At 36.9% G+C, this 13,518-nt stretch carries 5 protein-coding genes; all 5 read right to left on the reverse strand.

What is annotated here, in order from left to right; genetic code table 11:
* Positions 1 to 640: 640 nt before the first annotated feature.
* Entirely contained in the window at positions 641 to 5,668 is a 5,028-nt protein-coding gene (locus OA93_RS02495) for a T9SS sorting signal type C domain-containing protein (protein WP_039111530.1), read from the reverse strand.
* Between the two features lie 714 nt (positions 5,669 to 6,382).
* On the reverse strand, positions 6,383 to 7,525 hold the full coding sequence (locus tag OA93_RS02500) for a DUF1343 domain-containing protein (protein WP_039111611.1): 1,143 nt from the start codon (positions 7,523 to 7,525) through the stop codon (positions 6,383 to 6,385).
* Between the two features lie 286 nt (positions 7,526 to 7,811).
* Positions 7,812 to 9,116, reverse strand: coding sequence for a serine hydrolase (locus OA93_RS02505; RefSeq protein ID WP_039111531.1), 1,305 nt, complete (start codon positions 9,114 to 9,116; stop codon positions 7,812 to 7,814).
* 5 nt (positions 9,117 to 9,121) lie between these two features.
* Entirely contained in the window at positions 9,122 to 11,626 is a 2,505-nt protein-coding gene (locus tag OA93_RS02510) for a family 20 glycosylhydrolase (protein ID WP_039111532.1), read from the reverse strand.
* Between the two features lie 21 nt (positions 11,627 to 11,647).
* Positions 11,648 to 13,120, reverse strand: a complete 1,473-nt coding sequence (locus OA93_RS02515; protein WP_039111533.1) for a family 10 glycosylhydrolase — start codon at positions 13,118 to 13,120, stop codon at positions 11,648 to 11,650.
* Between the last annotated feature and the right edge of the window lie 398 nt (positions 13,121 to 13,518).

Below are 13,518 nucleotides of genomic sequence, written 5' to 3' on the forward strand. Positions count from 1 at the left end.
TGTGGATGAAAAGGAACGCGGATAAGACAGATTCGCTAAAGCGAAAACACGGATAAAAACGGATTTTAAAAGTTTAAATTTGTGAAAATTTGTGTAATTTGTGGTAGAAAAAAATAACCGCAAAATTGCCTTAGTCTTAGTCTCTTTGCAGCTCAGAACCTCAGCGCCTTTGTCCCTTTGAAACTGAGAGTCAAAAGTGCAAAAATTAGGTTTGCGAATGTCAGGCTGCGCGGAGTCGAAGCCCCGCAAGTAACTAACATAAAGTTTTTCTTAAATTGCGGAGCCACTCGCGGAGATTCCTCAATTCTTCGGAATGACAAGATTGGGGTTATGTTGTGATCAAGTCTTTGTCCCTTTGAAACTTTGCAACTTTAAACCTTTCTTAGCGCATCGATAGAAAACCTTTGCATCTCTTAATTATCGAGTTTCTCGCGGAGACCCTTCTTTCATCAGGGTGACAAGATTGGGGTTATGTTGTGGTCAAGTCTTTGTCCCTTTGTCTCATTGTAACTTAGAACCTCAGCACCTTTGAAACTTTGCCACTTAGCACCTTTAAACCTCAACAGTTTAGAATCTATTAAAAAACAAAAAACCATTCCGTAAAACGGAATGGTTTTTAAAAACACAATCTTTATTCAATTTAATAAATCACTTTTTTAATTTTGGTCTGATTGTTATCTAAGACAACTTTAACCACCAGAACTTGATTAGCAGATTTTAAATTATCGATACTCAATTTAGGATTTCCTATCCCACCTTTCTCGTAGAGTAAATTACCCGAAACATCGTAAATAAATACCTGATTAATATTCTGATCAAACGCATTAACACTTATCACTTTGTTTAAAGTAGCTACAGAAATTGTATTGTTTGCCGATGCAGAATATTTTGAAGCAACTGCACGACCAAATACGAAAGGAATACCAACTGTTAATTCCTGCACACAACCTTGATCTGAAGTTATTATAAAAGTATAAGTGCCGGATGATAGATTTTGAATTAATAAAGAAGGTAGATCTGACTCATAAACAGTTGCTCCTGAATTAAATGATACAGTCCAATCACCCTCAGGTAAATTTTCTAAAAGAACACTTCCCTTAGATGAAGATGTTTCTGGTGTAACTGTAGGCGTAACCGCTGGCGTTTCGTTAATAGTCACAGTTATTAAACTTGAACTACTGCTTATACCGTTCGCATTTTTTACAGTCAATGCTCCGTTATAAACCCCGGCCGCAGTTCCTGCAGGAATAGCAACCGTGACCGTATTATCAATCAATGCTTCATCAGTAACAGCAGCAAAACTATTTGTAGGCGAAGAATCCCATACTATACTATACACAACTGGAGAGCCGGTTGTAAAGAGATAGAATGTTGTATTTTGCGCACTAGGGCTTGAACATATGTCAGTTGCACCTATTCCTGTTATTGTTGGTGGTACAACCGCATCATTAACTACTATTGTTACTGCTAGATCCGTTTTACAAGTTCCGCTATAGATAGTCAGTAGTCCAACGTAGGTTCCTGACGGGACATTTGGAGATATTTCAATTGTATTTATCACGCCTCCGCCTGGAGCTGCAGTGAATGGAGTTAAACCTTGGTTTTGTATTGGACTGTTAGTGGAAATAACATTCCATTTAACAGAATACTCTGTAGGGTTTCCTGTAACTGCAGTATATGCTAATGATGTTGTTTGCGAACTGGTACTTGTAAAAACTGGTGTAATTTCTCCATTTGTTGTAATTGTAGGAAGTGGATTTACAGTTACTGTAAAAAGTGAGCCTGCACTACTAACACCACTCGCATTTTTAACAGTCAATGTTCCGGTATAAGTTCCCTCAGCAGTTCCCCCAGGCACATTAATCTTAATTGGACTGGCAGGTAATGCTGCATCTGTAACGGCTGCAAAACTATTTGTTGGAGAAGAATCCCAAACAATACTATAAGAGACAGGAGATCCTGTTGTTGCACTATAACTTAATGCTGCTCCTTGCGCAGAAACTCTTGAACAAACAGCATTTGTTGATTCTGCTGCTGTTATAGTGGGTGCTTCAGGGTTAATTACTATTGATACTTCCTGAGCTGCTGAGATACAAGTTCCATTGTAAATAACCAAACTTCCAATATAGGTTCCAGGCGGAACATTAGGAGATACTTCAATTGTATTTATTACACCTCCGCCGGGAGCAAAAGTGAATGAAGTTGTACCTTGATTTTGCATTGGACTATTACCTGAAAAAACGTCCCACTCAATATAATATCCTATAGGATCTCCTGTAACTGCAGTATATGTTAATGATGCAGTTTGCGAGTTCGTACTTGTAAAAACTGGAGAAATTGTTCCATTTGTTGTAATTGTAGGTTTTTCATTTATAGGCACAGTAAAAGATGAGCCTGTACTAACTACGCCACTTGCATTTTTCACAGTCAATGTTCCCGTATAAGATCCTCCAACAGTTCCCGCAGGAACATGAATATCGATACGGCTTTCAGGTAATGCTGCATCAGTAACTGCTGCAAAACTATTTGCTGGAGAAGAATCCCAAACAATACTATAAGTAACTGGAGAACCCGTTGTTTCACTATAATATAAATTTGTTATTCGCTCTTCATCAGCTGGACAAATAGGAAAGGTTCCGTCTGATATGGTTATAGTAGGTAAATCCTCTACTGTTACAGTTGTTGCCACAGAATTTACTACTGCACAATCCCCACTTTGTACAACAGCTCTAAACTGTGTAGTTTCTGTTAATACGCCTGAAGTGTACGTAGTATTTGTATTTGCGATATCAACCCATGTCGTAAACGGATTTACAGATGACTGCCAGTTAACAACCGATCCTGTATGACCGGATAAAGTCAGTAAACCACTTGTGTTTCCATAAGTAATTGTTGTTCCGCCAGTTACTGTTCCACCAACTGTTGGCGGATATATTGTTATAGACACGGGATATACAGAACCGCAAGATCCATTTTTTAATATCAATGATCCTTGATAGGTTCCTGGTAAAGCATTTGCTGATACTTCGATTTGAAATGTATTAGGAGTTGAAGTAAAAAGATGTGGAGTATCAGGAATATCTACTAAGAAAGCTGCATTTGCTTCGTTATCCCAATTAACTGCATAGCTTGTAGGACTTCCAGTAGTAGCACTATAAGCTAAATCTGATATTTGCGAGCCTGCACAAATCGCAGAGAATATTCGAGTTGATGTAATTTTAGGAATTTCATTTATAGTTACAGTAAAAATTGAACCCGTACTAACACCACCATTTGCATTTTTCACAGTCAATGTTCCCGTATAAGTTCCCACAGCTGTTCCGGCAGGAACTGCAATCGTAATTGGACTAGACGGTAATGCTGCATCTGTAACTGCTGCAAAACTATTTGCTGGAGAAGAATCCCAAACAATACTATAACTAATTGGAGATCCCGTTGTTTCACTATAACTTAACGGTGTATTTTGCGCACCCACAATTGAACATCGAGATCCAGCCGAAGCTGACGCTGTTATAGTAGGTAAAGCCTCTACCGTTACAGTTGTTGCAGCAGAATTTACAACCGGACAAAATCCTGTTCGTACAACTGCTCTAAATTGTGTAGTTTCTGTTAGTACTCCTGAAGTGTAAGTTGTATTTGTATTGTCAATATCAACCCAAGCCGTAAACGGACTTACTGATGACTGCCACTTAACAACAGATCCTGTATGACCTGATAAAGTCAGCAAACCACTTGTCTCTCCGGAATTAATTGTTGTTCCGCCAGTTACTGTTCCACCAATAGCTTGCCCAATTATTGTTATCGTTACCGTAGATGCAGAACTGCAAGATCCACTTTTCACTATAAATGATCCGTTATAGGTTCCCGGTAAAGCATTTGCAGGTATTTGAATTGGGATTCCTCCACTTGAAGCAAAATTATATGAAGTATCAGGGATATCCGCTAACAAAGCTGCATTTGCTGCGTTATTCCAATCAAGGGCATAACTTGTAGGATTACCAAAAGAAGCAACATAAAATAAAGTTGATGTTTGTGAATTGCCGTTTGCACAAATTAGAGAAAGTACTCCATCTGATATAATTGTAGGAGTTTCATTTATAGTTACAGTAAAAACTGAACCTGTACTTATACCACCGCTTGCATTTTTCACAGTCAATGTTCCGGTATAAATTCCGGCGGCAGTTCCGGCAGGAACTGCAATCGTAATTGGACTAGATGGCAACACTCCATCTGTAACAACTGCAAAACTATTTGCTGGAGAAGAATTCCAAACTATACTATAGGTAATTGGAGCTCCCGTTGTTCTACTGTAACTTAGAGCTGTACTTTGTGCATCATCACTCGTACATACACTATTTGCAGCTAATCCCGTTATAGTGGGTAAAGGCACTACTGTAACCGTTGTTGCAGCAGAATTTGCTGCTACACAAGCACCATTTTGTACAACAGCTCTAAATTGCGTAGTCGCTGTTAATACCCCTGAAGTATAAGTAGTATTTGTATTGACGATATCGACCCATGTTGTAAACGGACTCACAGATGACTGCCACTTAACAACAGATCCTGTATGACCTGATAAAGTCAATAAACCGCTTGTATTTCCAGCATTAATAGTAGTTCCGCCACTTACTGTTCCACCAACTGTTGCCGGTGATACAATTACCGTAGCTGAATTATTAGTCGTAATAGTAGAAGAACAAGTTTCTGAAGTAAGTTTAGTAACTGTTATAATGCTCGAACCTGCAGTAGTTAATCCTTCCGCTGTAAAAGTTCCAGTTCCTGCTGTACTAACTGTCAAATTTGCAGTTAGTGCCGTAGCACTAGGACTACTTCTGTTATAAGTCACTACATAATTACCAACAGGCAATGACGTAACGCTACCCGCTACTGTTATTGTAGATGTTGTACCACTAGAAGCACAAATACTTGTTGCAGTTGTAGATCCAATACTATAATTAGGACAAGAATAAGAAATAATCACTTTTCCAGCTGCGCCTGCACCCCCAATTTGTGCAACACCCAACGCCGAATTTATGGCACCACTACCTCCTCCACCAGCTGGTGAACCTGCGATTCCGGGTGCATTACTTAAGAGTAAACCTGAAACAGCTCCTCCTCCGGCTCCTCCTGAATTTGCTCCGGCACCTCCAGCACCAGACGAAAGCAATAATCCTAGAAGATTCCATGAGTTACCATTACCTCCGTTTACACCTGCAAACTTACTAGAACCTGTCGAAGCTGCAATTGTTCCTCCTGTTCCTCCTAAAGGAGAACCTCCAGTATTATTGGCACCTCCACCTAAACCTCCTGCGGCTAAGATAGACGTTTCGAAACCACTAATAGTAGAGTTCCCTCCTGCAGCACCAGCTCCGCTGGTACCAGCGGTTTGACTAGCAACTACTACATTTAGCGTTGCTCCGGGAGTAACTGTAATTGGAGCACTTGCGTAAGCTCCTCCTCCTCCTCCGGCAGCACCTCTTCCTAAAAGCAATGGGGCACCACTGGCTCCACCGCCAGATCCGCCACCGCCCCATGCCTGAACAATGACACTAGTTACACCAGCAGGGACAGGAAATGTCCCATTGTTGGTATACGTTTTCGTCGATCCTGCTTGGGACCACGAATAAGAACTAATAAAGACGAGTAATAAAAATAATTTTAATTTCATAATAGTAGGTTTTAATAATGAAAAAAATCAGTTAATTATTTGGGGTAAAGGGTATTTATAAGAAGGTGGTATTAAAAGAAATAGCATAATTAGATTGAAGATTAATCTACAGTATTTTCTTTTCTCGAATCAACTACAACATATTGATATACAGTCTATTGAAGCAATACATTAGTAAAATTAACATAATATTTCTGTAAATAATTATATTATTATGCAAATTATTGTGTCGTTCAACGAATAAATATTTTTTTTACTAAATATTTAACACGTTAAATATCAATACATTAAAAATATCATTTTGTTACAAAAAAAGCTGCTTCAGCGTAAGGTATTGAGTTGTTGAGGTTTTAAGTGACAAAGGCGCAAAGGCTAGCTTTGCCCATAAACTAACCGTAACATTGTCTATCCTGAAGCAGGAAGACACGAGCGATAACGACCTGGAGAAGTATTCTCCACGAGTAGCTCGGTAATTATTGTGGAGTTTCTTGCGGAGACCCCTCGTTCCTCGGGGTGACAAGATTGTTTGAAGAAGGGACAAAGGGGCTGAGAGACAAAGGTGCAAAGGCTTGGATTACGCGTAAAACAACCATAATCTTGTCAGGCTGAGTAGAGTCGAAGCCCACGTATAAACCGTTACTTTCTTTTCATAATAAAAAAAGCCCTAACAAGTTTTAAAATCTTGTTAGGGCTATGCCTTTCTATTTATTATTTTTATTTATAAATCAGATATTTTGCTCTCATTTTTTTGAAATCTCGCAAACCATCTTTCCAGCTGTTTCTAATTTCTTCTTCGGAGATTCCAGCTTCTATTTGTTGTTGCAATTTTTCATTTCCAGCTCGTATAGAGAATTTTCTTTTATCGAAGAATTTAGACTTATCTGTAGTTGTTTGATATGCTTTGATCAGCCATTTAATTTCTAGTCTATTAATTCTAGGAATTGCCGACAAATCCTCCCCATTACATTCTACACCATTATATAAAGGATCTTTATCTCCAAAATTTGGTTTTGGAGTAAATGCAAAGTCGCTTTTTGGTAAATAAGGAGAGCCATATATCTGGAATTGTTTCTCCGTTCCGCGTCCCATACTTATATTAGTTCCTTCAAAAAGGCATAAACTAACATATAAATTAATCGATTGATCGTTAGGTAAATTAGGAGAAGGTCGCACTGGTAAACTATAACTCATGCTTCTATTATAATTCAGACACGGGATAACTGTCAGTTTACATTGAATTCCGTCTTTAAGCCATTTTTCACCATTAATCATTTTAGCTTCTTCGCCTAAAGTCATTCCGTGAAGTAAGGGAGTTCGGTGCATTCCAATTCCGCTTTGAAACGCAATATCCAAAACAGGACCATCTACAATACCAATATTCGGATTCGGGCGATCCAATACAATTAACGGAATGTTATTCTCGGCACATGCTTCCATTATTCTATGCATTGTAGAAACATACGTATATAATCGTGTTCCTACATCTTGCAAATCAAAAACCATGATGTCAATTCCTTTTAATTGCTCAGCATTTGGTTTGTTATTTTTCCCGTAAAGGGAAGCAATCGACAATCCTGTTTTTGTATCGATTTCATCAGATACGTGTTCGCCAGCATCGGCTGTCCCCCTAAAACCATGTTCTGGTGCAAAAATGGTTTTTATCTTTACTTTCTTTTCAACCAAAAAATCTACCAGATGGGTTTTCTCATCAATAATTCCTGTCTGGTTGGTTACAATACCAATAGTTTTCCCTTTTAGTAAAGGCAAATATTCAGTATAATTTTCTGCTCCTGTTTTTATTTTTTGCGCAAAAGAAACGGTTGTAATTAATACGCATATTATGGTTAGTTTTTTCATAGGGTTTATTTGTTTTTCACTAATTGCACGAATTAGCATAAATTATTTTTTGCCACAGATTAAAGGATTAAAAAGATTTTATTCGCCATTAATTTTTGTTTCTCGCAGATTCTACAGATTTTGGAGATTTACATTATAATAAATTGTTTCACGCAGATTTTGCAGATTCTGGCAGATTTAATTTAAATTTTATAATCTGTGTTGATCTGCTTAAATCTGTAAAATCTGCGTGAAAAACTTAGCGTCAACAAAACAAAAATCATTTTTAATCTGTGGCTAACTTTTTTCACTCATTTATTTGTTTCCAAATCTTCGGGCAAAAATCATCTTTATACATTAATCTATTAGTTCTTGTAGGGTTTACACGATTGGTAAGAATAATTAAGAACCTATTATTATCGGGATTCAAAAAGAAAAATGTTCCTGTGAAGCCTGTATGTCCAAAATCATTTTTATTATAAAATGCATCTGGTTTTCGTTTATCAAAACCAAGTCCGCGATAAATTCCTTCTTTGGCAAGAGGCGAATTTGTAAATGTTGCAACCACCTTTGCTTTTAGAATTTGCTTTCCTTGATACTTCCCATTGTTAAGCAACATCTGGCAAATTACCGAGATCGATTGTGCATTGGCAAACAAACCTGCATTCCCGGAAACTCCACCTAAAATAGCCGCAGCTTCATCATGTACATAACCTTTGATGGTATCTTTTCTGAAAAAATTATCAATTTCGGTTGGCATTACATTTTGCTCCGAAGTCCATTTTAAAGGATTATATCCAATTTTTGAGATTCCTAATTCAGCATAAATTTTATTCGCCAGTTGATCCAACTTTTTACCTGTATTTGTCTCCATCATTTGTTGCACAAGGATCAGGTTTAAATCGCTGTACAAATACTTACCACGAGGATTGGTATTGGCCACAGCTATTTTCTCATATACCATTTTATAAAACTCAGGATTTATCCACATATTTTTATAAACCTGAACATAATTCTCTTTAGGTTCAAAAGAGAGATAATTTGCATCATAAACAATATTCTTGTTTACATACATATTATCGAATAAATCAGGATAGTTCTCCGACTTTTCTTTACTTAACAAAGGAGATCCATCTGGCGTAGATAACATACTTTGATAAAAAGTAATACTGGGCGTTAACCCCGAAGTATGCGTGAGTAATTCAAAAAAAGTTAAATCGGCAATAGCTGTGTTTTTATACATAGGAACTACGTCTCCCAACTTATCTTCTAATTTTAATCTGTTTTCTCCAACCAAACGCATGGCGACGAGGGTAGCTCCCAAGACTTTAGACATAGAAGCTAAATCGTACACGTCGTCTGTTTTTACTAACTCTTTTTTTGAATAATCGTGGTACCCATAATTTTTCAAAATGAAAACAGAATCTTTGCTACCTACAATAATTTGTGCTCCAGGGAAAAATCCTTTTTCGAGCGCATTATTCATCATCGAATCGATGTAAACTTCATTTTGCTTTGTATTGAAAGTTTTTATTGAACTCTTTAGAGAATGGCAACTAATCTCTAGAAGAATCAAAAAAACAAGTACGATTTTAACTCCTATTTTCTTCATGTTCTTTATGGATTAACTCTCAAGTCCTGACCTGCCATAAGAGGCTCGTTGTTGGTTCCTGTGATCATTATTCTAACTGCTTTTACAGGTTTCTTTGGGTAGATAGAAGCATTCCCATAATCAAAAATATCTCCTTTTTCAAAATCAATTCCGTTATACGAATATTCAACATAACCATCATTTACAATAAATCTTGGGTGATGTGGAATTCCTGTCAATACATCAATTTTTGAAGAAACAACAGGATTGGTAAACGTGTATAAAATCCAGTCACCGCTCACACACGGAACATCGGTACGCAAATAAGTCTCTTCATTATAATCTTCTAATCTTGAAATTGGGAATTTAGGATTTTCAGCCATCGATGAGGTAACTTTTACCTCTGGTTCTAAATAAGGCGAACAATTGAAATTTACCTTAGCCGAAGATGCTGTAGCTTCTTTATTATCTACAATAAAGTCTAAACGATAAGTGTTTTTATCATTATAATTATCAATCACAAATCGCAAACGAGGTTTGGATTTCAGTGTTTTTTCTTCTGAATAAGTTTGGATTAATTTATCATTTTCATAAAATGAAACCGATTTAATAACTCCATTACTAACCTCATCTGCAGTTGGATTAAAAGTTAAATACCAAATCCCGCTTTTATCAACATGCTCCGTAATATTCTCCGAAATGTTTAAAACCTCAACTTTTGATGTATTCCAATTTGCAACTGGTAATTTCTCAACTTTTACCGCAGGACTTGCTGAATCTTCATTAAAGAAGGTACGGAACAAGTATTGCTCATAATTCTTAGTCTGGATTGATCCAGTATATAAAGGGGATTGTCTCGTAGGTTCGTTTCCTTGCGCATCATAACGTACAACTGCTCCTTCATAAGGTGGTGTTACTGTAATCGTTCCGCTTTTATAAATTGCCGTTGGCGGAAAATCTCTAAAAGCAATTCCCATATTAGCCAAACGTTGCAAATGGCTATTGGTTAATCTTCCATAAAAATTATCCCAGTTTTTATCTTCTTTTTTAGACCATCCAATTTCGGACAAAGCACTAATTCTTGGGTAACTTTGGTATTCTACAAATCGTGTCGGACGATCAAGATATTCACTCCACAAAGCACCTTGTACTCCTTTTATCAATTTTTGTTGTTCGGGAGTTAAATCGTTGTCTGGAATTGGCTCAAACGAATAAGCTCTTTTTGTATCTGTAATAGCTGCCCAACGATGACCACGCTCATTTTCGGACTGTGCCATGTCAAAATAAGTAAATTGCCCTGGCATCATAACAGTTTCATACCCTTTTTTAGCTGATTCAATTCCGTAGCTTATTCCCTGCCAAGCACTAATTAAAGTGTTTGGATTTATCTCTCCTCCTTTTAAAATTTCATTCCAGCCGGCTGTTTTTTTATTGTATTTTTCTACGATTTTTTCTACACGTCTAAAGAAATAATTCTGAAGTTGGAAAGTATCTGTATAGCCTTCTTTTTCCATCAGCGCTTTACATTTTGGGCAATGTTCCCAATTGGCTCTATTTACCTCATCTCCTGCAACATGAATATATTCAAAAGGGAACATTTCTGAAACTTCTCTAATTATAGAATCTAGAATTTGATAGTTTTCTTCACGCCCCACACACCATACATTTTTTACTTCTCCCTGAACACTTTTTGTTTCCTGTGTCGTAACACATCCTATTTCTGGATATGCTGCCGTTACAGCGCGAGAATGTCCCGGAATTTCGATTTCGGGCATAATTGAGATTCCACGAGCTGCTGCATAAGCCACAACTTCTTTCATATCGGCTTGGGTATAATAACCGCCGTAACGTTTGTTTCCTGAACCGTAAGATGGCAACAATACTTCTCCTGGTCCTCTCCAGGCTCCTTTTAAGGTTAAATCTGGCATTGATTTAATCTCGGCTCTCCATCCGTTATCATCGGTAAGATGCCAATGAAAAACATTCATCTTGTGTGCTGCTAACCAGTCGATATAATTCTTAACCGTTTGCTTATCAAAAAACTGTCTTGAACAATCAAGCATCATTCCGCGCCATTCAAAACGAGGATAATCTTCTATTTTCACAAACGGAATTGTTCCTTTTTTCACCTCTTTGGCAGTGCAAATTTGTAATAAGCTTTGAAGTCCATTTAAGACTCCGTTTGAAGATTTTCCTTTTATAACCACTCCTTTTTTAGTTACGCTCAATTCGTAACCATCATTAGGAAGATTTAATTTTTCATCTACTAAAAATGATATTCCATCTTTTTTATTTCCTTTTCCAATAGAAACAATCGGCTTAATTCCTGTAGTTGCAAAAAAATCACTCCCTATATAATTGGCACTTTTTTGCAACTTTTTGTCTACAACAATTTGTACTGATGAAGGAATTACAAATGTTCCTTCTTTCTGTTCTATTTTTACTGGTTGCGGAATTATATCGAGTTTCTGAGCCTGTAATACATTCAGGGAACTCAAGAAAACTGCGATTAGTAGCATACTTTTTTTCATCTTTTCTGGTTTTTGGTTTTGTTAAAATTGTATTGGAATACTTTCCGTTTGTGTGGTACTCAAAGCGGTAATGGCATAAATATATTTTTCAAAATTAGCATTTGGCACTTCTAATTTTGTGGCTGTGGTTACGTAGTAAACATTCTCAGGATTAGAGAAATCTGTTATTTTTCCTTTAGCAAATCTATAAATCACATATTTTTTATTGTTCAATCCAGCTTTCCAAGTAAGCAGTCCTTTATCTCCGCTTTTAGCAATCGTAGCGTTTATTGGCGGCTGTGGTGTTATTCTTGTAATTCTGTTTGCTTCGGGTGTTAATGCAATATATTTATATTGTTTTTCTATAAGAGGCTTTCTAAGTGTATCTCCTTTTTTTAGAAAATTGTTTGCTGTAAAATACATGGAGCCATCTAGTAAAGGCAGAGACCGAACCATTTCTATTTGCTTCACAATCTGGTCTGGACTTCTCCACTCTACTTCATTTGCTGTTTTCAAAAGCTTATAAACTCCATGACCTACATATACATTTGCCCCGTATTTATGTTTTGCCCACCATTTTGCCAAAACTTCAAAATTAGCTCTGTCAAAACCAATGTGCCAGTATATTTGAGGTGTTACATAATCTATCCAGTTTTCTTTTTGCCATTTTAAAACATTGGCATACAAATCATCATAGTTTGTAGCTCCTGCCATTGTGTTTGATCCTTCTGAATCTTTGGCAATATTTCGCCATACTCCAAAAGGTGAAATTCCGAATTCGACCTCTGGTTTATTTGCAATTATAGTATCTCTTATTTGTTTGATTATCAAATCGACATTATCCCTTCTCCAATCGTCTTTGTCTTTAAACTGTCGAGGTTCTTTGGCAAATGCAACCTGATCAGGAAATTCTTGCCCAGCAATTCTATATGGATAAAAATAATCGTCCATGTGTATTGCCTGAATATCATAATTTCGAACTATTTCGCCCACCACAGAAGCAACAAAATCTCTGGTTTCTTTAAACCCAGGATTAAAATATCTCGTTTTTCCGTAAGTAACAAACAACTCTGGTTTCTTAAAATATAAATGCGTTTTTGCTAGTACTTCTTTGGTTGTATCTTTTTGTACACGATACGGATTTAGCCAGACATGTACACTCATTCCTCTTTTCCCCGCTTCGTCAATCATTAATTGCAATGGGTCAAAACCCGGGGCAACGCCCTGAGTTCCGGTTATCCAATGTGATGCTGGTTCTTTAGTCGATTTATAATAGGCATCTGCCGTAGGGCGAATTTGAAAGATTACGGTGTTCAGATTATACGACCGTAAATTATCCAGAATTGTTATCATTTCGGCTTTCATCGCCTTGTCTGATAAACCGGGTTTTGAAGGCCAATCGATATTATCTACAGTAGAAATCCAAGCAGCCCGCATTTCTCTTTTTGCTGGTTGTTGTCCAAAGAGATTGGCTTGAAACAACAGCACTAGAATTAAAATTTTTAAGATTTTCATAAATTCTATTTTTGGTTAGTTAATGTTTTTCGGGCAATTTAACCGCAAAGTCCGCAAGGGTTTTACGCAAAGTCCACAAAGTTTTTAATCTGTTTAATCCTTTAATTTCTATCTAATTCATTATTAAATCACCAACGAAATAAGTCCCAGCGGGACATTATATTTATAGAAATTTAATTGTTTATCTAAAGAAACCCCAGCGGGGTGACATTTCAGCAACCCGAAGACAAACATACATATCGCTCCGCTGGAGCTTTTACAAAAAGAACGTATAACATTGGCTATAAATATTACGCTCCGCTGGAGCTTTTATAGCATAGCATATTTACTCAATATAATTTTCTAATCATTCTAATCTTTTTAATCTGTGGCAGATAATTTAACCACTATGTCCGCAA

This window comes from Flavobacterium sp. KMS, from assembly GCF_000813005.1.
Lineage (GTDB): Bacteria > Bacteroidota > Bacteroidia > Flavobacteriales > Flavobacteriaceae > Flavobacterium.

Bases quoted from the DNA above. Each gene is read 5' to 3' on its own strand.
- OA93_RS02500 (WP_039111611.1), bottom strand. From the start codon at position 7,525: ATGAAAAAACTAACCATAATATGCGTATTAATTACAACCGTTTCTTTT.
- OA93_RS02510 (WP_039111532.1), bottom strand. From the start codon at position 11,626: ATGAAAAAAAGTATGCTACTAATCGCAGTTTTCTTGAGTTCCCTGAAT.
- OA93_RS02515 (WP_039111533.1), bottom strand. From the start codon at position 13,120: ATGAAAATCTTAAAAATTTTAATTCTAGTGCTGTTGTTTCAAGCCAAT.
- OA93_RS02495 (WP_039111530.1), bottom strand. From the start codon at position 5,668: ATGAAATTAAAATTATTTTTATTACTCGTCTTTATTAGTTCTTATTCG.
- OA93_RS02505 (WP_039111531.1), bottom strand. From the start codon at position 9,116: ATGAAGAAAATAGGAGTTAAAATCGTACTTGTTTTTTTGATTCTTCTA.